At 49.5% G+C, this 23,374-nt stretch carries 19 protein-coding genes; 12 read left to right on the top strand and 7 right to left on the bottom strand.

Features of this window, described 5'->3' with window-relative positions; translation table 11 throughout:
* Positions 1–30: 30 nt before the first annotated feature.
* The 4 genes from lpxK to GBK04_RS27080 all read left to right on the top strand — a co-directional run bounded on the left by lpxK (position 31) and on the right by GBK04_RS27080 (position 6,815).
* Positions 31–1,122, top strand: a complete 1,092-nt coding sequence (gene lpxK / locus GBK04_RS27095) for a tetraacyldisaccharide 4'-kinase (RefSeq protein WP_152765192.1) — start codon at positions 31–33, stop codon at positions 1,120–1,122.
* A gap of 6 nt (positions 1,123–1,128) precedes the next feature.
* The gene (locus tag GBK04_RS27090; protein WP_373331395.1) at positions 1,129–3,159 is read left to right on the top strand and encodes a putative porin; all 2,031 of its coding nucleotides are present in this window, start codon (positions 1,129–1,131) and stop codon (positions 3,157–3,159) included.
* 95 nt (positions 3,160–3,254) lie between these two features.
* Positions 3,255–3,854: a MiaE family protein gene (locus GBK04_RS27085; protein WP_373331394.1), complete on the top strand. Its 600-nt coding sequence runs from the start codon at positions 3,255–3,257 to the stop codon at positions 3,852–3,854.
* A gap of 51 nt (positions 3,855–3,905) precedes the next feature.
* Positions 3,906–6,815 carry a PD-(D/E)XK nuclease family protein gene (locus tag GBK04_RS27080; protein WP_152765190.1) on the top strand — a complete coding sequence of 970 codons (2,910 nt, stop codon included), beginning with the start codon at positions 3,906–3,908 and terminating at the stop codon, positions 6,813–6,815.
* Between the two features lie 9 nt (positions 6,816–6,824).
* Here GBK04_RS27080 and GBK04_RS27075 read toward each other — a convergent pair whose 3' ends face one another.
* The gene (locus tag GBK04_RS27075) at positions 6,825–7,028 is read right to left on the bottom strand and encodes a hypothetical protein (RefSeq protein ID WP_152765188.1); all 204 of its coding nucleotides are present in this window, start codon (positions 7,026–7,028) and stop codon (positions 6,825–6,827) included.
* A 113-nt stretch (positions 7,029–7,141) separates the two neighbouring features.
* The gene (locus GBK04_RS27070; protein ID WP_152765186.1) at positions 7,142–8,335 is read right to left on the bottom strand and encodes a class I SAM-dependent rRNA methyltransferase; all 1,194 of its coding nucleotides are present in this window, start codon (positions 8,333–8,335) and stop codon (positions 7,142–7,144) included.
* 99 nt (positions 8,336–8,434) lie between these two features.
* Here GBK04_RS27070 and GBK04_RS27065 point away from each other — a divergent pair, with 99 nt between their 5' ends.
* Positions 8,435–9,337, top strand: a complete 903-nt coding sequence (locus tag GBK04_RS27065; protein ID WP_152765184.1) for a sugar phosphate isomerase/epimerase family protein — start codon at positions 8,435–8,437, stop codon at positions 9,335–9,337.
* A gap of 1 nt (position 9,338) precedes the next feature.
* Here GBK04_RS27065 and GBK04_RS27060 read toward each other — a convergent pair whose 3' ends face one another.
* Positions 9,339–10,205, bottom strand: coding sequence for a zinc dependent phospholipase C family protein (locus GBK04_RS27060; RefSeq protein ID WP_373331393.1), 867 nt, complete (start codon positions 10,203–10,205; stop codon positions 9,339–9,341).
* Positions 10,206–10,740: 535 nt separating this feature from the next.
* Here GBK04_RS27060 and GBK04_RS27055 point away from each other — a divergent pair.
* On the top strand, positions 10,741–11,124 hold the full coding sequence (locus tag GBK04_RS27055) for a Dabb family protein (RefSeq protein WP_373331392.1): 384 nt from the start codon (positions 10,741–10,743) through the stop codon (positions 11,122–11,124).
* Positions 11,125–11,178: 54 nt separating this feature from the next.
* Here the strand turns inward: GBK04_RS27055 and ung are convergent, their stop codons facing one another.
* Positions 11,179–11,844, bottom strand: coding sequence for a uracil-DNA glycosylase (gene ung, locus GBK04_RS27050; protein ID WP_152765178.1), 666 nt, complete (start codon positions 11,842–11,844; stop codon positions 11,179–11,181).
* A gap of 92 nt (positions 11,845–11,936) precedes the next feature.
* Between ung and apaG the strand changes: the two genes are divergently transcribed.
* The 3 genes from apaG (at position 11,937) to GBK04_RS27035 (ending at position 14,586) form a co-directional block, all read left to right on the top strand.
* Entirely contained in the window at positions 11,937–12,323 is a 387-nt protein-coding gene (gene apaG / locus GBK04_RS27045) for a Co2+/Mg2+ efflux facilitator ApaG/CorD (protein ID WP_152765176.1), read from the top strand.
* Between the two features lie 77 nt (positions 12,324–12,400).
* The gene (locus GBK04_RS27040) at positions 12,401–13,177 is read left to right on the top strand and encodes an O-methyltransferase (protein WP_152765174.1); all 777 of its coding nucleotides are present in this window, start codon (positions 12,401–12,403) and stop codon (positions 13,175–13,177) included.
* 59 nt (positions 13,178–13,236) lie between these two features.
* The gene (locus tag GBK04_RS27035) at positions 13,237–14,586 is read left to right on the top strand and encodes a monooxygenase (RefSeq protein ID WP_152765172.1); all 1,350 of its coding nucleotides are present in this window, start codon (positions 13,237–13,239) and stop codon (positions 14,584–14,586) included.
* Positions 14,587–14,706: 120 nt separating this feature from the next.
* Here GBK04_RS27035 and GBK04_RS27030 read toward each other — a convergent pair whose 3' ends face one another.
* Together GBK04_RS27030 and ald are read right to left on the bottom strand one after the other, a co-directional pair.
* Entirely contained in the window at positions 14,707–16,578 is a 1,872-nt protein-coding gene (locus GBK04_RS27030) for a DEAD/DEAH box helicase (RefSeq protein ID WP_152765170.1), read from the bottom strand.
* A 444-nt stretch (positions 16,579–17,022) separates the two neighbouring features.
* The gene (gene ald / locus GBK04_RS27025) at positions 17,023–18,159 is read right to left on the bottom strand and encodes an alanine dehydrogenase (RefSeq protein ID WP_152765168.1); all 1,137 of its coding nucleotides are present in this window, start codon (positions 18,157–18,159) and stop codon (positions 17,023–17,025) included.
* 197 nt (positions 18,160–18,356) lie between these two features.
* Between ald and GBK04_RS27020 the strand changes: the two genes are divergently transcribed.
* Entirely contained in the window at positions 18,357–18,815 is a 459-nt protein-coding gene (locus GBK04_RS27020) for an Lrp/AsnC family transcriptional regulator (protein ID WP_152765166.1), read from the top strand.
* Positions 18,816–18,871: 56 nt separating this feature from the next.
* Here GBK04_RS27020 and GBK04_RS27015 read toward each other — a convergent pair whose 3' ends face one another.
* The gene (locus tag GBK04_RS27015) at positions 18,872–19,996 is read right to left on the bottom strand and encodes an NAD(P)/FAD-dependent oxidoreductase (protein ID WP_152765164.1); all 1,125 of its coding nucleotides are present in this window, start codon (positions 19,994–19,996) and stop codon (positions 18,872–18,874) included.
* 70 nt (positions 19,997–20,066) lie between these two features.
* Here GBK04_RS27015 and GBK04_RS27010 point away from each other — a divergent pair, with 70 nt between their 5' ends.
* Both GBK04_RS27010 and GBK04_RS27005 read left to right on the top strand, forming a co-directional pair.
* Positions 20,067–22,121, top strand: coding sequence for an alpha-amylase family protein (locus GBK04_RS27010; RefSeq protein WP_152765162.1), 2,055 nt, complete (start codon positions 20,067–20,069; stop codon positions 22,119–22,121).
* A 79-nt stretch (positions 22,122–22,200) separates the two neighbouring features.
* Entirely contained in the window at positions 22,201–23,220 is a 1,020-nt protein-coding gene (locus GBK04_RS27005) for a radical SAM protein (RefSeq protein WP_152765160.1), read from the top strand.
* The last annotated feature ends 154 nt before the right edge of the window (positions 23,221–23,374 follow it).

Below are 23,374 nucleotides of genomic sequence, written 5' to 3'. Positions count from 1 at the left end.
GTGCGTCAAGCGATAAAAGAGGTCAAGTATATGAAAAAAAATACATTTCGCGGTCAACCAATTACTGAACGTAACACAATTCAATGGTTACTTGCACCTTTCAGCTGGTTATATGGGCAGCTTATGGAATTACGTAACTTTGGGTACGACCGTCAGCTACTAAAATCATTCCCAACTCCCCAATTTTCGGTCGTGGTGGGTAATCTGACCGTCGGCGGCACAGGAAAGACCCCCCTGGTCGAGTACCTTGTCCGGGAATTATCGAATACGAATCAGATCGTCGCGTTGAGTAGAGGCTATGGTCGGCATAGCCGGGGTTTTGTACTGGCTTCGCCCGATTCCACGGCGGAGGAAATTGGCGATGAACCTTTGCAATATTATGAAAAATTTGGTGGAAAAATAAAGGTGGCAGTTTGCGAAGATCGGGTGAAGGGCAGCGAAATGCTGCATGAGCGTTTTCCCCACCATGAGCTGCTGGTGTTGGACGATGCTTACCAGCACCGGGCATTACGGGCCGACAGGTACCTGTTGCTAAATGATTTCCAGCGGCCTTTCTACCAGGATTACCCTTTCCCCGGGGGGCGGCTCCGGGAAAACCGAGGTGGAGCGGCTCGTGCGGATGCGGTCATCACCACGAAGTGCCCGACGAACCTGGGGGCTGTCCGTCGTGCCGAGATCCAGGAAGAAATTTTACGGTACTGCCACCCTGCCACCCCCTGTTTTTTTTCGAGTGTCCGGTATGGTACCCTACGTAATTTTGAAAATACCGAAGTGAGTGCCCGGTCCGTTACCTTAGTAGCGGGTATCGCCCGGCCCGAAGCTTTTATCGAACAGGTCCGTAGTCAATTCACTCTGGAAGATGTAAGCCTGTTTCCCGACCATCACAGCTATACTGCCGATGAGGTCCAGGAATTGTTAAATAATGCTAAAAACGCGGATTTGATTCTGACAACCGAAAAAGACAAAGTCAAATTGCGACCTTTGGCCGAGAAAGCCGGAGCTTTGCGTCGGTTTGGCTATATACCAATAGAAATTGATTTTGGACGCGACACCGATGTTTTCCGGACCTGGCTCCGACAAAATGTGGAGGTACCCCTGCACGATCGATCGGCGAGCACGTAATTTTATATGAACGACAATACTTTTTTACGCCCCATTATCGATACCCGCATCCACGGTCTGAAGACCAAAAGTTCTGTACGGCGAAGCTGCTGGCTACTAATGACCTTGCTAGGTATGTTGTTGCTGGCTTTTACGCCGGCCGGTGCGCAAATCAGGCCGGGAGGGATTACACTACCCCAAGGCATACCTACCCAGGGAGGCGGTGGTGCGGCCCAGCAGGGTGGGGCCGTTCTGGACGATAGCACTCAGAACCTGTATGGACCCAATACTGCACTCCATTTTTTTGAAGAGGATGTGCTGAATAATCGAGACTCGGCGCGCTACCGGCTGGATACTACCCTGACGGGCATACACCGATGGTCGTATGTAAGCCGTAGTTGGAATCATCTGGTCGATCTGGGGAACCTGGGTACGGCCACGCGGCCCACTTTCTACCAACCGCATCAGCAGGTAGGGGCGCAGCTGGGCTTTCGGGCGTTTGATCCGTATGCCATCCAGGAAAATGAGGTGAAATACTACGACACCCGCTCACCGCTGACCGAAATGACTTTCATTTCGGGAGGACAGGGGCAGAACATCCTGCGATTCGGCTTCAACCAGAACATTACACCCCGTCTTAACCTGGGGTTCCGGGTGCAAAGATTCACCTCCAATAAATTATACGGTACCTTTAGTACGTTGAAAAAAGAGGCTAATCTGGTGCAGAACTGGAATTTTCTCTTTCAGGGGAGCTATACTTCCAAAAACAAAAAATACACGGCCCTGGCCCACTACCGCCACCTCAACCATTCGGTAAAAGAACAAGGCGGATTGCTCAATGTCCTCGATACGGCAGACGTGGGCGGCAAATTGTATGTCTACGATGGTGTGGCGCGACTTAGTGACAAAACCCGCTCCTGGGAGCGGCGGCATGTGTATCATCTGTACCAGCAATATCGACTCGCCAACGGTTTTCAGCTCTTCCAACAAGGCGATATGAGCTTTGTAAAAGATCGATATGAAGATGCAGACCCGCAAGTGGGTGTGGACAATGGCGTATATCCTCCCACCCGGCTCGATACTTCCTTCACCCGTCAGGCTATATTCTATCGGCTGTTCGACACGAAGCTCGGCATCAAAGGTACCTTTTCGGGTTTTAATTACCGGGCCTACTACCGACCCCGGATTTACAGCGTGCGGGGCGAGTATAATCTGACGGATTCTACGACAACGAACAGGTATAAAAACGCCCGCTTCGATAATATCGTGGGGGTGTGGCTGAGCTACTACCTCAAGGATTCGTCCCAGCATCTTATCGCCGAAGGCGAACATTTACTGGGCAAGGATTTTCTGTTGCGGGGTGAACTGTCGACCCGCTGGTTCAAGGCAGGGTACCAGACGTCATTCTGGACGCCAGATTTATTGATGCAACGCTACATCAGCAATCACCTCGTCTGGGATAATAATTTCAAACTCACCGGCGCCAATACCATTTTTGGATCTATTCCTGTCAAAGTCAAGGGGCTGGAAGTAATTCCCGAAGTACAGTACCATCTGGTTAGCAATTATGTCTATTATGATACGGCGGCTGTGGCCCGCCAGTTGAGCGGCTCGTTCAGTTTGCTCAGGTTGGGTACCACCCTGAACTGGCAGGGCGAAAAATTTGCTTTTCGGGGACAGGGCTACTATACCATCAATTCCAACAGTCGGGTACTTAGGATTCCTTCCCTTTTCGTATCAGCCGAGGTTACCTACGACTTTGTGTACGCCAAGGCCCTTTATGTGCAATTAGGACTAGCGGCGCATTATCGCTCGTCGTACCTGGCGGATGCCTACATGCCCCTGACGCAGCAGTTTTACCTACAGAATGACTTTCTGGTCGATCGCTATCTGGTGGCCGATGCCTTTGCGAGCCTCCGGGTTAAGCGGGTGCGTCTGCTGCTCAAAATGTCACACATCAACGAAGGACTGGGGGTACCTGGCTATTACGTGACTCCCCGGTACCTAGGTATGCAGCGCACATTCAGTTTTGGAGTCTACTGGCCTTTGTTCGATTAAGGGTACAAGATTTCGTGTAAATAGTATTACCCAGTAAAAATAATATTGGATAAGCTATTGATTTAAAATAAGATATATTTTATTCAACTGTCAACGTGCCTACGTCCTTAACTACCCTCGGCCTTCAACTTCCCACCGACCCGCGCTGGGTCAATGTGGCGGAAATGAACATTGGCAAAATTCTGGTCGACCATGCCTACTGTGAACAGAAAGCGGCTTCGGCTTGCATTTCCCTGATCGTCCATTTCCCCGGCCGCGCCAAACTGGTGGAAATGTTAACACCGATTGTGAGTGAGGAATGGGGACATTTTCAACGGGTACTGAAAGAGCTGAAAAAGCGTAAGGTACCTCTGGGTCACCAGCGGAAGGACGAATATGTGCGTCGGCTTCAGGAGGTATTACACAAGAAAGGCAATGGTGACGATGTTTTCCTGGATCGGCTGCTGGTGTGTGCATTGATTGAAGCCCGGAGTTGTGAGCGGTTCAAGCTCCTTTCCGAACAATTGGCTGACGAAGGGCTGAAAAAATTTTATCACGAACTGATGGTGTCCGAAGCCGGGCACTACCGCTGTTTTATCGAATTGGCCGAGACGTACCTACCCAAAGATCAGGTTCGTCAACGCTGGAAAGAATTACTCGCCGCTGAAGCGGAAATCATGCGCACGCTGGACGTTCGCCCCGACCGGATGCACTGAAGGTACCCCCTCCGCATCCTGGCGGTTAATATTAGTAGTACAAGTATGGAAATGAAAACCTTCCTCCGCGAAGTCGCCGAATATATTCTTAGCAAGCATCCCTCTGGTCTGGAACCGGTGGCCATCGTGGTACCTACGCGGCGGGCGGCATTCTTTGTGAAGCAGGAGCTCGCCCTGGCCACCGACCGCCCCATCATAAGTCCGCAGGTTGAGGCGATTGAGGATTTCGTGGAAAACATCAGTACCCTCAAAGTGGCCGATTCGGTGAGCCTGCTGTTTGAACTTTTCGAAACGTTCAAAGAAATTGATCCCACTATTCAGTTCGACCGATTCATGGGTTGGGCCTCGGTGCTGCTGAGCGATCTGGACCGCATCGATCAGTACTTGGTCAAGACCGAGTACTTGTTCGACTATCTCAGCGAAGCCAAAGCCGTGGAGCGCTGGGAAGCCAACCTGCCCGAAGGACGCACGCTGCATGATTCCTCGGGTACCCGGCATTATTTCAGTCTTTTCGAAAACATCAAGCAGGTGTACCAAGCCTTCCGGGACCGATTGCTGGCGCGGGATATGGCCTACCGGGGCATGGCCTACCGCCACGTAGCCGAGCATGTAGAAACGCTGCTGCTGGATCAGATGCCACACGAAAAAGTCTATTTTGTGGGCTTTAACGCTTTTACGGAAGCGGAAAAAGTCATTATCCAGAAGCTGCGCAAATCAGGGAAGGCAGAGGTACTCTGGGATGCGGACCGGTACTATATGTCGGAGAATGCCGACGTGGAAGCTGGCATCAGTCTGCGTTCGTATCAACATTCGGTCGCCTTCGGTCCCTGGCAGTGGACGCACGATTACCTGCTCAGCAGTTCCAAAAAAATTACGGTGTACGGGGTACCCAATGCTACCCTCCAAACCAAAGTAGCGGGAGGGCTCTACGCCGAAATGCTGCGGGATGACGACCCCGAAAACCCCATCCCGACCGCCATAGTGCTGGCTGATGAAAACCTGCTGCTCCCGATGCTATATTCGCTGGATGAGAGCATCGAGGATTTCAATATCACGATGGGACTGTCGCTGCGTAACTCCATGTTGTACACGCTCATCGATAGTATTTTTGAGTTGCAGCAGAATGTAGCCGAGTTTCGGTCGAAGGAAGGCAAGACGATTAAAATTCCGAAATTCAATCACAAATCGGTTAGTAAGGTACTCAATCATCCCTTCATTCGGCACTACGAACAAATCGTGCTTAGGAAGCCGGACGCGACGGAACCGACGATCATTCAAAAAGTGCTGCGGGAGATCAACCAGAACAACCAGGTGTTTCTCAGTACCGCCGATTTCATGGCGATCAGTGATCATCACCCGCTATTCAAAACGCTCTTCACCCGTTGGGAAAAAGACAATTCCAATCAAATCATCCAGTCATTCTACGACCTGATCGATCTGTTGCGGGAGGTATACAAGGAGTATAAGAATGCGCTGGAAACAGAGTACCTCTACCTTTTTTATACTCTGCTCAAACAGTTTGAACAGACGATCGCCCACCGCCCCGAACCCCTGGGTTTGTACACATTGCGGGCTTTTCTGTACGATCTGATCCGCAATACCCGTATTCCGTTTAGCGGCGAGCCCGTGAGTTCATTGCAGATTCTGGGGATGCTGGAAACCCGGGCGCTGGATTTTGAACGGGTCATCATTCTTTCGCTCAACGAGGGTACCTTGCCCCAGGCTAAGCGCCAGAATTCGCTGATTCCATTCGACATTGCTCAGGAAGCGGGCCTGCCCACGCATCTGCATCAGGAAGCCGTCATGTCCTACCATTTTTACCGTCTGCTGCAACGCGCGAAAGAGGTACATCTCATGTACGTAAGTACTACCGATGCACTGGGCGGCGGCGAAAAAAGCCGGTTTATCCAACAGCTCGAATACGAATTGGTGCAGTACAATCCCGCCATCCAGTTGGAAAACAAGATGGTGGAGTTTCCCCAAATGACTACCGAAACGCTCACGCAGGAGGTACCTAAGGACGCGGCTATACTGGAAAATATCCGCACCTACCTCACCGAAACGGGCCTGTACCCCACGCACCTGAACGATCTGGTGCGTTGTTCGATGAAATTCTACCTCAGCCGTCTGGTGGGGGTGCAGAGCAAAGAGGAGATCGAGGAAGAATTGGGCATGGACAAGATAGGTACCTGGCTGCACGCCTCGCTCGAAAAGCTGGATCAGGATTATTTCCTGCTGGGGAATGATCCGAGCGAGGAGCAGATCAAGGCGGTGTTGACGACTGAATTTCAGGAGCAGTTCCAGGGGTACGTGACCGAGATGGGCCTTAATAGAATTTATTATCAGATTGGCGAACAACAGATCCTGGCTTTTCTGGCCCACCAAATGCAGGGCCAAAAGCGGCGGAAGATCGTGGCGGCCGAACAAAAACTTTCTACGGAGCTTAGCCTGAATATAAATGAGCGATCATTAATGGTTAAGCTGGGTGGGAAGATTGACCGGGTGGAGAAAGACGAGGCCAACAAGTTGTTTGTGATGGACTACAAGACAGGTAGTGTGGAACTCAATCAGGAAACCCGGAGTACCCTACAGGACCGAAAGGAAAAGTTGCTCACCTCCGCTGAATTGAAGGCAGGCTACGCCCGGCAGCTGTGGTTTTATAAATATTTGGTGTATAAAAATGTAGCTAATCCGGAGGGTTTATCACTCGGCGAAGAAACCTACCGCCTGCCGGATAGCCGGGTGCAATCGGGTTTTTACTCGTTTCGCGAACCAACCAAGATGTTCGAAAATCAGCTGGAAATTACGGATACGGACGATCCTCAGGCTTTTATTGAAGAATCGGAAACCCTGCTGCGGCAAATGATTACGGATTTGTTGAATCCCGACTTACCCTTCACGCAGACCCGGGATATTAAACTATGTGAATACTGCGATTTTCGGGGGATTTGTGCCCGGTAGGTTCTAGATTTAGCTGGTTTTCGGGGCATTAGGATCATTCAAAAGGTACCTCCGGCGCACGTCATTGATCAGAAATTTCTTTTGAGCCGTAAAACTGTCGGGGTGAATCGAGGCAAAGAGGGTACCCCATTCCAGAAACCGGGCTGGTTCAGCCGCCTGGAATTGGGCCTGGTCGATGTTTTTCTGAACAAGGTACTCTTCGAAAGAAAGCATATAAAATAAGGTTTTGGATGCTGGATTTATGATCAGAACTATTGGCCATTTGATTAAAAAACTTGTATACGCCTGATCTGGCGTTTAGTATCAAATATCCAGAATCCCGAAGTTCAATCTATCCTCAAAACCAATCCTTTCAGGTAGCTACCCTCGGGGTGAAAAACATTTACCGGATGGTCGGGACCCTGCGTGAGTTGGTGGAGTACCCGGGCCTTGCGACCTACCTCCATGCAGGCCGCCACGATGGTATTGTAGAACAATTCCCGATCCACCACCTGCGAGCAGGAAAACGTGAATAACAATCCACCCGGCTTTACTTTCTGAATTCCCTCGATATTCAACCGTTTGTAGCCCTGAACCGCCCGGTGCCGGGCGGACAGACTCTTGGCAAACGCGGGTGGATCAAGTACTACGATGTCAAATTGCTCATCGGAGTTTTTAAGCCACTTCATCACATCTTCCGTTACGGATTGGTGCCGGTCCTGAAAATGATTTAGTGCGATATTCGCGTCGCAAAGAGCAGTGGCTTTACCCGACACATCCACGGATACCACCGATTTCGCTCCCGCGTGGAGGGCATATACCGAAAACCCTCCGGAATAACTGAATGCGTTCAGGACGGTTTTTTCGTGAGAATAGTGAGCCAGCAACGCTCGGTTTTCGCGTTGATCCAGAAAAAAACCGGTTTTTTGTCCCTGCTCCCAGTCCACCAGAAAGTGCAAGCCGTTCTCCTGCACCGTATGGGGCGAAGGTACCCTTTCAAAAATATACTCGTTCGGAAACTCGGAAGCATACTGCCCCGGCAGGGTATCGCGGCTTTTGCTGAAAACGGCCTTTAGATTAGTACCCAGCACGATCCGCAGGGCGTTTACCAGTGAAGGCAGACTTCGGTGCATTCCGATCGTATGCGCCTGAACCACCGCCACGCCATTGTAAAGGTCGACGATAAGTCCCGGCAGTCCGTCGCCTTCGCCGTGGACGAGGCGGTAGCAATTGGTGTTGGATAGCAACAAATCGGTACGTACTGCAAAGGCATTTTGCAATTTTTCCACCCAAAAATGTTCATCAATCGCCTCATTCTCATACGTCAGGATACGTACCTTGATGCTGCCATCATGGTAGTGGCCGCAGGCCAGGAATTCGCCCCGACTGCTGACCACCTCCACTAGATCACCGTCTTCAACTTCACCTTCCTGACGGGCTATGGCACCGGAAAATACCCAGGGATGCTGGCGTCGAATTGCGTCTTCGCGGCCTTTTTGCAGAATGAGTCGGGGAAGTGGAGATACGGGTGCGTTTTTCAAAGCTCGGTATAAAGGATAGAATAAATAGTACTAATCGGATTCTTATGTTGTATTATTGCTGCAATTTTACGCATTTTTTAACCCAAAGCTTACCCTACCATGCATTACAATCGACGTTTATTTCTCAAAAGTGCCGGATTTGCTACCCTGGGAGCTGCCGCTCTTCCCCTGATTTCCTGTTCGACCAACACCAGCAGCGATTCGGCCGCCGACAGTACAGCGGTGGCCGGAAGCGGGTCTGAACGCAAAATTTCGACCTTTGGAGTGCAGCTTTACAGCGCCCGCGATATTATAGGCAAGGACCCCAAAGGAGTACTAAAGCAAATCGCTGATCTGGGATACCAGGAAATCGAGGGGTACCAGGGCGATCAGGGGGTGTTCTGGAGTATGACTCCCAAGGACTTCAAAGCCTACGTGGACGGGCTAGGTATGAAAATGGTCAGCACCCATGCCGATACATCCAAAGATCTGGAGAAACTGGCGGGCGAGTGTGCCGAAGCGGGATTGAGCTATGTATTGCAACCTTACATCGGCCCCCAATCCTCGGTTGATGAATGGAAAAAGCGGGCGGAGGAGTTTAATAAGCGTGGGGAGATTTGTAACAAAGCGGGCATAAAATTCGGATACCATAACCACGATTATTCCTTCAAGGAACTCGATGGGCAAATCCCACAAGAAATTTTGCTGGACAATACTGACCCCTCGCTGGTCATGTACGAATTGGATATGTGCTGGATCGCGGCGGCTAATAAAGATATTGCCGATCATCTGCGTAAGTACCAGGGGCGCTATGAGTTATGCCACGTCAAGGATTTGGTGCGCGAACCTAAGCCTCATTCTACCGACTTGGGCAAAGGGATTATCGACTATCCGAAAGTTTTGGGGGTAGCTGAAGATACGGGAGTCAAGCACTTTATTGTAGAGCAGGAGGAGTACCCTGAATCTGTTATGGCCAGCCTGAGCCACGATGCGGACTATATGCGAAACCTGGTTATTAGCTAGATTAATTTTCCATAGGGGCGTCATCGGCCTCCGGTCGAATACGAAGAAGCCGCTGCAACCAGGATCGCTGGTCGGCGGCTTCTTTTGCTTTCTCGACTTCATCAAACTTAAAACCGGCCAGCGCCTTCAGGTCAGGCTGTCCGGCATTTACCCAGCAGGTGTACCATAAGTCACTCACCAACTGCACCGAGGAACGCATCTGACGCTCTACTTGCCCGTCGAGCCGGGTAGCATACCGGGCGGTAAATTCATCGGAGTAGGTACGTACCAGCACTCGGTTGCGTTCTACAAAAGTGTACTTACGGTCCGGTTTAAATTCCTCACTCAACTCTTTTTCGATCCGTAGTACCGAATCACAAGCGGCATGGGCTTTTGCGACAGCACCCCATACGGCTTGGGCGGGGCTCTCTACGTATTCAGCGCTCCCCAGCCACATCTCGTACCCTTCGGCATAACGTTCGGGTATGCGCGACTCCCAAAAAGCATGAATACCCTCCTGACCGGTCAATTGACCATTGTAGTTTCGAGTAGTGTGAAGGGGTACATTCGCATCGGCCACGTAATGTCCCAAATCGGCCGAAAGACGCAGGATGCGGGAGGGGCTTCTGTCCCGCATGGCTTCAGTCAGCTGAAAAACGGCGGTCTGTACATACCAGGGTACGATGCCATGCCTGCGCAGGCTATCTTCTCCGAATTTTTCTTTGGCCTGATTCCAGTACAAGGGTAATATGGCCAGGGCACTATCTCCATATACATCCAGATCGATGAAATGCCGTTCGGCTTCCCCCACGATCGCATACCGTCGCCGATCGGGATTTACGGCATTTTCCGTGATGAAATCAATCTGCTTTTTGTAAAAGTATTGCATATCAATCGGCAGCCGGTATACCGCCAGCCGATTGATATGCCGATGCGCCCAAAAGCCCCACTTAGGTTGAAAGGAGAGTAGAAGTGATAAAACCACACTATATAGAATACAAAGCAACGTTTTTCTCACTTGTTGGGTACTATTTGGAAAGTAGGAAGGCAAATGCTAACCAAAGAATATTTTAAATGTGCAAAATTCCGTTTTTGAAAGGGATTTTTCTTGTTTTATTCATAATCATTTCAAAAAGCGCGAAATATTAAATCTGTATTTTTCTAAAAAGCAAAAAAATAGTTTCAAAGCCTAAATGATACAACGTATCTAGACAGATTTTACAGATATTTTGTAACATAATGAACCAATTAATATTCTTTATTTTGTTAATTTCAATATGGAATATTTGGCATTTTATGAAATTTGCAATATTTAGTGCAATTTAATATTCAAATAGTACAAAAATATTGAACTATACGTACCTTTGTGCAGTTATACTCATATCATTGACAACGTAAATCAAATGAAACCAAAAAATAAAACTTTGGGCTATTTAATTCCCGTATTCATTCTGGGATTATTTATGCTCATCATCTACGGAGCTTATACGCCCCACCAAAAAGCCGAAGTGCAGCGGGTGGTATGCATCAAGTTCAAAGCAGGTACCCCAGCGGCCGAAGTTGAAAAGCACATGCAGGAGTTCTCGAACCTACGCCGGCAGATTCCCGCCATTGTGGGTTATACGGGAGGAAAAGTGCTGAATAATGACAATGTTGCTCGGGACTTCGATGTAATTCACTACCTGACTTTCCGGAATGAAGAAGGGATTCAAACGTACGATCAGCATCCCAAACACACAGAGTTTGTCAAAAACAACAGCCCGTACTGGGAAAATGTACTGGAACTGAACTCGGTGATTGAAAAGTAGCCAGCGCAGGTACCTTACTGATTTTAAGCACCGTCTCACTGACGGTGCTTTTTTTTACCACACAATTTCCGGTTTTCCAAGCTTCCGAAGGTAGGTATTGGTCTGACTGAAATGTTTACTCCCAAACCATCCGCCCCACTTGGCAGCCATAGGGGAGGGGTGTTTGGCCTCCAGGATATGATGTCTGGTTTTATCAATGATCTTTCCCTTTTCCTGCGCGTATTTTCCCCAGAGTAGGAACACAATCCCTTCCTTTTCCTCATTGATACGCTCAATTACAGCATCGGTAAACGTTTCCCATCCTTTCTTCTGATGCGAGCCAGCTTCTCCGGCCCGGACCGTGAGCGTAGCATTGAGGAGTAACACCCCCTGCTGTGCCCAGCGCTCAAGATTTCCCGAAACCGGAATCGGCGTGCCCACATCGTCCTTGAGTTCTTTGAAAATATTCAGTAAAGAAGGTGGTTTAGGAATGCCGTCATTCACCGAAAAACACAGGCCATTGGCCTGCCCGGGACCATGGTAGGGATCCTGGCCCAGAATTACTACCTTGCAGGCATCAAAGGGACAGGAGTCGAAAGCGTTGAAAATCAGTTTTCCGGGAGGATAAACGGTATGGGTTCGGTATTCCTGTTTCACAAATTCGATCAATTCTTTAAAATAGGGCTTCTCAAATTCGGCATTTAATTTCGCTTTCCAGGATTCTTCGATGGTAACGTCCATATTCTTTGTTAATTTAGGAATTTAAAAAGGTACCGCTTGTCAACATAAACATCGGAATGCTAATTTCGTTATACAAATAAACTATTTTAGCCATGGTATCGGAAGTAACTGAGGGGGTGAAAGTATCGGTAGTTACTGAATATCAGCCCGATTATTCCAATCCGCGACAAACTCATTTTGTATTTACCTACAAGGTAATTATCGAAAATCACAGCGACAACACCGTCAAACTCCTACGCCGCCGCTGGAATATCTACGATTCCAACGGAGTCGTACGGGAAGTGGAAGGCGAAGGTGTGGTTGGTCAGCAACCCGTGCTGGAACCCGGCGAGATCCACGAATACGTTTCGGGTTGTAATTTACGTACCAACCTGGGTAAGATGGCCGGAAATTACCTTATGGAGCGGGTTCTGGACGGGCGTCGTTTCAATGTGGTCATCCCTGAATTCACTCTTATCGTTCCCTACCGACTTAACTGATCCGGGCTATATCCTACTTGTTGGATTGCTATTTTCTTTCGCATTCGACCTGTTCAATCGTACATTTCCATTTCCCTTTGATTCTTCCTTACCTCAAGCACCAGCTACGTGCCGGCAATGCTCATTCGATCCATTCCCCTTTTATTTACGATTTGTATACCCAGGCAATTTGTCCATCAGCTGAGGATAAATCCGATTTCGAAGCAATCGCTTCCTTACGCCGACAGCTTTTAAAAAACACCGATGAAATCGAGATTCTGGACCTGGGGGCCGGTTCGCGCCGCAACAGATCCAACCGCCGAAAAATTAGTGACATTGCCCGCAACGCAGAGAAACCGGCTCGCTTTGGAGAACTGTTCTATCGCCTTACCCGCCATTTCAATCCCCAAACCGTACTGGAATTAGGTACCTCATTGGGGTTGACAACTGCGTATTTTGCCCGAGCGGCTACCGATGCACACGTGACCACCATGGAAGGCTGTCCCGAAACGGCCCGTTTGGCTTCCGAAAACTTTGAAAAATTGGGGGTAGGTACCATTGAACTGGTAGTAGGGAATATTGATCATACACTACCCGCCTGGCTCAACGCGCAACAAAAAACAATTGATCTGGTCTTTTTTGATGCCAATCATAGATTGGAGCCTACCTTGCGGTATTTTGAGGATGTGCTTCCCTATACAGATGATGCGTCTGTGCTTATATTCGACGATATTTATTGGTCAAAGGAAATGACAATGGCCTGGGAAAAAATCAAAGCACATCCTCAGGTACAGGTGGCCGTCGACTTGTTCTGGGTGGGGCTGATATTTTTCCGGAAGGAACAGGCGAAGGAACAGTTCCGGTTACGCTTTTGACAAATTTTATGTGTAAATTTTCGTTAGAAAACGACTGATCGCTATAAATCGGGTACCCTATGCTAAAATTGAGGACAGGAGTCGTAATGGCCGGTGCTAGTGTGGTGTTGGCGCTCGGATGCCAGGAAAAAATGCAAGAGCCGGCGGTGACCGAAATGACCTCGTTTGGGTTTATTCAGGACCGGATTTTTACCCCTACCTGCGCCACTGCGGGCTGTCACGCTTCCGAACAGGATAATGCCTTTAATCAGCATGGATTGGTTTTGGCAAAAGGAAAATCGTATGCTAATCTTATCAATATCCTTTCCAGGCAGCCCGATGCCCAGGCCGAAGGTCTGAAACGAGTGAAGCCTTACAATGCCAACGAAAGCCTGCTGTACCATAAATTGAATTGGGACGCGGGCCACCACGGCGGGAAACAGTACGGACTTTCCATGCCGCTGGGAGGTACCCCGCTCAGTGCCGGGCAGCTCGAGTTTGTGCGGCGTTGGATCGAAGCGGGTGCTACCGAAAAAGACAATTTAGTGGATACTACGCTTCTGAATGACAAAACACCCAGCTATGTGGCGGTGTTCAACGGCTTGCAACCTCCTGCTCCGGGAACTGGATTCCAAATGAAACTGGAAGCCTTTCCCATCAGCCCCCGCTTTGAACGGGAGTTTTTTCAGCGGAAATTGGTAGGGAACACTGAGGAGCAGTACGTCAACCGCGTGCAGGTACTAATGCGACCCGGTAGTCATCACTTCATTCTCTACGATTTTTCGGACAAAAGTAAGTTGCCTTCGCTCAATACCATTCGAGACCTTCGGAATCCAGATGGTACCTCCAATGTCACGACCTTCCTTTCCATGCAGAATCATGTATTCTGGGCGGGTACCCAAACCCAGTCCCATGATTACAGTCTGCCCAATGGTGCCGCATTATTGTTGCCCGCGGGGGCGTCTTTCGACCTGAATTCCCACTACGTGAACAAAACCAATGAGCCTACCACGGGTGCGGTTCATGTAAACTTGTTCACGATACCGAAGTCTCAGGTTATGCATGTGGTGAAGGCGCTGAACCTGCCTAATGAGGGTTTTGTATTACCGGCAGGTCAGAAAACAGTGGCTACGAAATCGTTTCTTTTTAAGAAACCAACTTCGGTGCTGATGCTGACGTCTCATACCCATAAACTGGGTGAAAAATTTGTGATAAAAATAAAAGGGGGTACCAGGGATGGAGAAATTGTATACGAAAGCGCGGATTGGGAACATCCGCTGATCAAAAACTTGGCCACCCCGCTCGTGTTAAAAGAGGGTGAAGGACTTACTTCGGAAATAACCTACAATAATACCACAGACCGGACAGTCCGTTTCGGTCTACTGAGCGAGGACGAGATGGGAATTATTTTTGGATACTACTACGAATAAAGGAGCGAATCCCCGGGGAATCCTTGCCTATAGGTACCTTAAGACAAAAAAGAGCCTCCGAATTCCGGAGGCTCTTTTTTGTCTTAAGGGTTAGTAAAAGCAAACCCTTTCAATTATACATTACTTCGCAATGTCCACTTGTACCGGACGTCCCTTAATGGTATTGCCATCCATAGCACGAACCACAACGCGGGCATCCCGCTCGGGAACATCCACATAGGTGAATTTGTCATAGATCTCGATGGCACCGATGTCTTTACCCGGGATATTGGATTCACCAGCAATAGCACCCACAAAATCGCGGGGCATGATGTGATCCTGGCGTCCTACATTGAAAAACAAACGGGTCATGCCAGCTTCCACAGGCCCAGGAGCCGACTTCTCGCGGCGTGGCCCCCGGTCGCTTTCGCGGCTTTCGAAACGGCCACCCCGGTCACTTTCCCGGCTGCCAAAACGGGCGCCCCGGTCGTTATCACGGTTTCCGAAACGGCTGCCCCGGTCGCTTTCGCGACTTTCAAAACGGCCACCACGTTCACTGCCACGTCCGAAACGATCTCCGCCACGATCCCTTTCACGACCACCACGGTCGCTCCGGTCACGATCCGAACGCCTTTCTTCCCATGCCAGGTTCGCATCAGCATAATCGTTTTTCTGGACACCCAGCATTTGCTTGGCCATGGCGGATACAATCTGTTCGGTCGTAAAGCCACTGTGGTGGAGCAATTCCAGTACATCATCGTAAAGACTATCGTCACCAGATTCCCGGATGGTTTCGGCCAGACCTTCCACAAAGCGTGCTTTCCGAATACCCACAATGTCTTCGTAGGAAGGAATAACACCTTTCTCGATCTTCACTTTCGTGAAATTTTCGATTTGACGAATACGGAACTTCTCATCCCGGGCGACCAGCGAGAAGGCCTTACCCGACATACCCGCGCGACCCGTACGGCCAATCCGGTGTACGTAGTACTCTTCATCAAGAGGTATGTCGTAGTTGATTACCGCATCCAGGCCACTTACGTCGATCCCCCGAGCCGCTACGTCGGTAGCTACCAGAATCGTCGTTACGCCGGCTTTGAACTTGCTCATCACATTGGTGCGTTGTTGCTGACGCAAATCGCCGTGGATACCCTCTGACGAATATCCCCGTACCTGCAATTGCTCTACGATTTCGTCCACCTTGCGCTTGGTGTTACAGAAAACCAAAAGCGATTGCAAATTGTACATATCGATCAGACGGGTCATTACTTCCAGTTTGCCCTGGGGCTTCACTTCGTAGCAAACCTGCTCAATGTTGTCATTGGTCAACTCATTGCGTACGACTTTGATCAGCACGGGGTCGTTGAGAAACCGCTTGGTAATGGACATGATGGGCTTGGACATCGTGGCCGAGAACAGGATTGTCTGGCGTTCGGCGGGCATATCGTCCAGAATACTTTCGATATCTTCCCGGAAACCCATATCCAGCATTTCGTCGGCTTCGTCCAGCACCATCATGCGTACCTCATCAAATTTGAGGGTACGGCGCTGCATATGGTCCATTACGCGGCCGGGGGTACCTACCACGATCTGGACACCTTTTTTCAGAGAACGGATTTGGCGTTCAATCGAATCACCACCGTAAATGGCCTCGATGCGCACCCCGCGCTTGTATTTGGCCAAACGGCCAATTTCTTCGGAAACCTGCACGGCCAGTTCGCGGGTCGGGCAAAGTACCAGTACCTGTACGGCGTTATTGGTGGGATCAACCATTTCCAGTGCCGGAATACCGAAAGCGGCGGTTTTACCAGTACCGGTCTGAGCCTGACCGATTACGTCCAACCCTTCCATGACGGGTGGAATACCCTGGGCCTGGATGGGCGAGGGGCTTTCGAAACCCATTTCGGTAACGGCCTTCAGGATTTCTTCCGATAAGCCCAAGTCGGCAAATGTGCCCGTTTTGGGGGTTTCAACGGCTGTTTCTTCTTCTAATTCTACTATTTCGTGATTCATTATATTATTGATATTAAAGATTCTACTTAAAATTTTTACGTACGGAAAACACAAGACACATTTTGCCGGATGCTTGTTTTCCGGCAAGAAAAAACAGGCATAAAACAATTACCTTCCCGGCGGTTGAAAACCGGTCGGTCGGAACGTAGTACTAATTTTCACAAAGGGATTTTGCGCAAAGCCCACCACAAGACATCCGTGTGGCTCTGCAAGACTTTTTAGGGGATTCCAATCACTTTTTGATTGGTGGCGTACTGTATCGCCTGACCCGGACTGAAGCAGAGGAGTGAACGGATGTTCGCTCAATTATTTTGCAAAAGTAAGGAGAACTTTTGAATTAAACACGTATGTGTGAAAAATAAATTGTAATATTTTTAGGAGGCAGAAAAAAGAAGCGGGTAGCTGACTTCGTTCAGCTACCCGCTTTCACTATTTTTATCTTATCTATTTGTTTATTGAACTGGACGAATCCAATACTTCCTGTACGGGAACATAGGGGAGACCAAAGGCATCAGAAACGCCTTGGTAGACAATTTTCCCATTGACAATATTTAACCCCTTCAAAAGCTCTTCGCTCCGGGCGCAGGCCAATTGCCAGCCCAGGTTGGCCAATTGTAGCGCATAGGGTAGAGTGGAGTTGGTAAGTGCAAGGGTGGAGGTGTAAGGTACCGCTCCGGGCATATTAGCCACACAATAATGTACTACGTCATCGACCACATAGGTAGGATCCTGGTGAGTAGTAGCGTGGGAAGTTTCAAAACAGCCACCCTGATCGATGGCCACGTCGACCATCACAGTGCCCGGGCGCATGAGTTTAAGCATGTCTCTGGTAATCAGCGAAGGAGCCTTGGCCCCAGGAATCAATACGCCGCCAATAATGATGTCAGAATGCTGGATGTGGCGTCGGATGTTATATTCATTGGACATGACCGTGTCCACATTGGCCGGCATGATATCTTCCAGGTACCTTAGCCTGGGTAGGCTAATGTCCATGATAGTCACATGAGCGCCCAGTCCCGCCGCCATTTTGGCGGCTTCGGTACCTACGATTCCACCGCCCAAAACCAGTACGTCGGCAGGTTTTACACCGGCGACCCCGCCAAGCAATATACCTCGCCCGCCCATGGGTTTTTCGAGGTACTTGGCACCTTCCTGGATGGCCATGCGGCCCGCTACCTCACTCATAGGTACCAGCAGCGGCAGGGAGCGATCGGCGCGTTCCACCGTTTCGTAAGCCAGGCAAACAGCCTTCCTTTCGATCATGGCGTGGGTAAGTTCCTCAGAAGAGGCAAAGTGGAAGTAGGTAAACAGTAGCTGGTTTTCCTTAATCAAAGGGTACTCTGAAGCAATAGGCTCTTTGACCTTCACAATCATCTCGGCAATATCATAGATTTCCCCGATGGTATCCAACAATTGGGCTCCGGCTTCGATGTACTCATGGTCTGAAAAACCACTACCCTGTCCCGCACTGGCCTGAACGTACACGGTATGACCATAGCGGCGAAATTCGGTGACGCCAGCGGGGGTGACCGCCACGCGGTTTTCATTGTTTTTAATTTCCTTTGGAACGCCAATGATCATAGTGTTACGAGTGGTTTAGTGAAGAATCTAGGTATACCTATAAAGTAAGTCTAATTGCGTACAAAAGTACCAAGTTCAGAATTAAAGCCTTTGTCTAGTAGAAAATACAGGAAATTTAACTGTGCTTATCGATTTTGGGCTGCAATTTTTCTTTATTTTGATAATTGCCATTCTTTGAACAAAAAAAATGACTTTTCATGAATCCTGATGCTACAGACCGCACCATTCTACGGTTGCTGCAATCCAACTCGCAGCTCACCATTAAAGAAATCGCTTCCCGTATCAACTTATCGATCACCCCGGTTCACGACCGCATCCGAAAATTGGAGCGTGAGGGCTTTATTGACCGCTATGTAGCCCTGCTGAACCGTCGGAAACTTGGGAAGTCGCTGATAGTATTTTGTAATGTCACGCTTGACAAGCAAAGAAAAGAAAGCTTCGAGGAGTTCAATGAAACAGTGGCACGCTTGCCCGAAGTGCTGGAATGCAGTGTGGTATCTGGCAATTTTGATTATCTGCTCAAAGTTGTAGCCGACGACGTGGAGGGGTATAATACCTTTTACCAGCAAAACCTGTCGGTATTGAAAAGCGTGCTGCACATTAGCAGTTTCTTTGTCATGTCGGAGGTAAAAAGTACGACGGAATTACCCATTTGAATAGGTAGACTAACGACTGATCTTTGGTTTTGACCAAAATCCAAACGTGTTTTAGATTATTCTAACCTCATCAATTTTCCGTGGGTACCTTTGATTACTACATTCAATAAAGGGGGCGCAAGTCGAAAAAAGCCTAAGGCCAGCTCGGAAAGTACCTCCCGGCCGAAAACTTTTTGGACTGCCCGCCCTACAAGGAGCCTACTCGCGAACTCCCGTTGCCAGGATTTCCGGTAGGTACCTTCCAATTCGGAACGGGAACGGTGTTGCTGGAAATAAAGCTTCACTTCATGAGCCACCATGTTCCCCGCCCGTATGGCCATAGCCATGCCATTACCACAAAGCGGGGTGATCAGCCCGGCGCTGTCTCCGACCATCAGTAGGTGGTTTTCTATGCAATTTTTGGGAGCAAACGAAATCTCGTTGATCACCTCGGGTTTGGCATACAGGAATTCGGCATTGGAAAAAATAGCTTCCAGATGGGGGTTTTTGGATAAAATATTCCGTTCCATTTCGGGAATGCTTCCCGCTTGCCGGAGATTGGTGCGTTCAGTGAGGTAGCAGAGACACTGCTTGTCATCCTCAATGGCCGACATGCCGCAGTAGCCGTTTTTAAAGTTGTGCAGGGCGATGACATTTCTGGGGAAGTCGCCCCGGATATGGTACTTTATCCCGACGTAGGGTGATTCTTTTTCCATAAAACCACGACCTAACTGGCGGTCAAGCCGGGCGCGTTTGCCGTAGGCCCCGATGGCGATTTCACTGGTGTAGGTACCTCCGTCAGCAGTATTGATTTCAAAATGCTCTTCCAGCCAGTCTACTTTGGTTACCGTGGTATTCAATCTGAAGTCCACCCCGGCTTTCAGGGCTAAGCGATACAGGGCTTGATCCAGAATGTAGCGACTTACCCCAAAGCCCCCCAGGTCGAGTTTTGTATCCAGCACTGAACCTTTGGGCGAGGTAAAGCGAAAATTAGATATCCGTGCGGCACCTAATGCGGCCGGATCGAGGCCCAGCGATTTGAGATAGGGCAATACCTCATTGGAAACATACTCCCCGCAGACCTTATGATAGGGGTAGGATTTGCGTTCGATCAGAAGCACGCGGATGCCGCCACGAGCCAATTCGATTCCACTGATCAGGCCGGCCAGTCCCCCACCAATAATCACGACCGGGTAATTCATTCTAATGTGATTTTGTTAGTTTCGCAAAACAATACAATCTGTTTTCTGCCTAATTGTTCATCTAATCCGTATGCCTGATATTTTTTCCCCAGCCGCAGATCCGGAGTCTGGCTTTGGCCCTACCTCCGTAGCCGACTATGAACGGGGAAAGAGGAGTTTTATCGTAGGGCTCGATCCTGGAAGTGCCCAATTATTAACGGCCTACCAGGTGGTGGAAATACTCAGCCGTCGCCTGGGAGCCGATACTGTACAAAAAGCGCTACAGGCCGAATCTACCCTAGAAAGTTCGTGCTGCGGCGAAGTGAACGGGAACTGGCTGAAATCATCCCGAATGGTAGGTATCAACGTGAGAACGGTCGGGAGTTTTTTTAACGTTGTTAAATACGCCCTCACCTTACCGGCTTTTCATGACTCCATTCACCTGTTGCCCATCTGGGAGCCCGGGGTGGTGGGAAGCCTGTACGGCATGGTAAGCTGGGAAATTAATCCTGAATTTTTTTCTGCTGAACTGCATGCAATGATGCCGGGACTAAATACACCGGACGCGCAGCTTAAAGCTACCATCAATCTACTGCACGCCATGGGATTTGCCGTGGGTATGGACGTGATTCCTCATACGGATCGGTTTTCGGAGATGGTACTGGCCAATCCTCGTTTCTTCGAGTGGGTACGGCAGCGGGAGGGGTACCTGTTGGATCACAAAGAAGAACTATGGCGGGAGGTAGAGCAGTTGGTTTATGCTTTTCTGCAAGAATTCGGTACGGCCGATGGTTCAGAATTGCCCGATTTCCCGGCTTTTTTCTTGACAGATGAAAGTGATATTACCCAGGAATCTCGGTTAAGGATGCTATTCGGCCATCCGGCCAACTATGGGGATCGCCAGCGTCGCCGGGTGGCGCTGATGCGGTATGTGATCGCCGAAGGCTACGAGACGTTGCCCATGACCATGGCCCCGCCTTATCGGGTACTTCATTTGAATCCAAATCACTATACTGTGGACGAAGCCGGCTGTCGCTGGTACCAGTACGAATTTGACGAACCTCAGCAAATGTCAAGGGTGTTTGGCCCCCTGACCCGATATCGGCTTTTCAACAGTAAAGACAGCAACCTTTATTGGGAGCTTGATTTTGAGCGCCCTATAATCGAGGTATGGGAATACGTAGCCCGGAACTATGCCGATTGCCGCCAAAAATATAATTTCGACTTCATGCGGGGAGACATGACCCACGTACAGATGCGCCAGGAGGGGGTACCTTCCCAACTGCCGTCCTATTACGACCTGCTGGCTTATGTGAAGCGCCACATTGTCAGCGAGGGGTGCGGGTACTTTGCTTTCTTTGCGGAGTCGTTTCTGGGCGCGCCCGATTATATGAGCTATGGTGACGAAATTGCGCATCTGGAAATGATTGGGGCCGAAGTGACGCTGGGCGATCTGCAATCCACGGTCGTCGGCTCTGCCTTGTTTACAACCCGATTTCGTCAGTACCTCGATATAGCCTATACCCGGACTTTTAAGCCTAGTTTTACCGTAATTACGGCTGATAAGGATGATCCCCGCTTCGATAGCTTTTACCAGACTGGAAATCTGGTCCGCTATTTTGTGGCCCTGTTCATGCCTGAACTACCCTCCTATGTAGGGGCGGGGTTTGAACTGAGGGGCATGCATAAGCAACGGGCTCCCAACGAAGCCTACAGTAAGCTCTTCGTATTTCAGATTTCCGATCCCTCCGAATCGGATAAAGTGACCACCGGACCCTATCAATGGGGACAAAACCGACAACATTTTTATTGCATCACACGCCTCAGAGAGTGGGCGGAAGTACTGGTGCCGCACTTTTCCGGTCGCCCCGTTGAATGGCTGGCTTATCCTGACCCTACCTTGAGTTGCTTTTATATTGCCTGGTGCATCGGGGACTATCTGTTTCTTTGTAATCTGAACGGCACGGATATCACCCGGCATATTTCCATTGGCCAGAAACAAACTGGAATTATCCCGCAATTGTTGTACACCACAGCGTCTGAAGCCGGGAAGGACACGCCTAGTGGTAATGGAATATTTTACACGCTTCCCCCTTTGCTTCCTGACGAATGCCGGATTTATCGCCTAGCTTTGCCAGTAACCTAGGACAGCGATCGTATCCCTGCCGCGACCGAATGTAGCAAATGAAAGAATGCTCTATAATACCTAACGTGAACGAGTAGACATGAACAAGAATTGGAAAGACGGGTTGAACTTGATGTCAAAAGTCACACCCCTACGCGCCTGGAATGCTTTGCAGGTGGTGGGTAGTTACTGGTATTCCAAGCTATCGGGCCAGGCCACGCACTATGGTATGCCCATTGCTATTAGTTTTGAACCCACCACCTCCTGCAACCTGCGCTGCCCCGAATGTCCCAGCGGACTCCGGTCTTTTACCCGGCCTACGGGCATGATGGAGGCTGATTTGTACAAACGAACCATCGATGAGCTCGCTGACCGGTTGCTCTATCTGATTTTTTATTTTCAGGGCGAACCCTACCTGCACCCCTCTTTTTTTGAATTGGTACAATATGCCCACGATAAGGGAATCTATACCGCTACCTCGACCAATGCCCACTACCTTACCGATGAAAAAGCCCGCCAGACTGTGGAGTCGGGACTGGATCGCCTGATAATTTCAATTGACGGTACCACGCAAGAGGTCTATCAACAGTACCGTATCGGGGGCAAGCTTGAAAAAGTTCTGGAAGGTACCCGGAACATCATCAAATGGAAAAAAAAACTAGGATCAAGTACCCCGCATACTATTTTTCAATTTCTGGTGGTAAAACCCAATGAGCATCAGATTGAAGAAGTGAAGCAGCTGGCTCGGGAGATGGGCGTAGACGAAGTAGGGCTGAAAACCGCCCAGATTTACGATTATGAACAAGGGTCGGAGCTGATTCCGACGATCGACAAATATTCGCGCTATGAGAAAACGGGGGAGGGGTATTCCATCAAAAATGAGTTTGTGAACCACTGCTGGAAAATGTGGCATTCCTGTGTTATTACCTGGGACGGGCTGGTGGTACCGTGCTGTTTTGATAAAGATGCTCACCACCGTTTGGGTGACATGAAGAAGCAAACATTCAGGGAGTTGTGGCGGGGAAACCTATACCGGGATTTCCGGCAAACCCTCATACGGTCGCGCTCCGAAATCGAAATGTGCAAGAACTGCACAGAAGGTACCAAAGTGTGGGCGTGAAACAGTGCGCATTTTTAACCCGACCTGCGGGGCACTCAAAAGAAATATTGCTCTGTAAGCTGTTAGCTGCCAAGACTTAACGATTTTGGCTTAAAACTCCGTGGAACATTTCTTGGGTATTTGCCGTGAATAGATGAAATTTGAGGCTGGTAAC

This window comes from Salmonirosea aquatica, from assembly GCF_009296315.1.
Taxonomy (GTDB): domain Bacteria; phylum Bacteroidota; class Bacteroidia; order Cytophagales; family Spirosomataceae; genus Salmonirosea; species Salmonirosea aquatica.
Note: the sequence above shows the minus strand (reverse complement) of the source record. Positions and strands in the feature narration are given on the sequence as shown.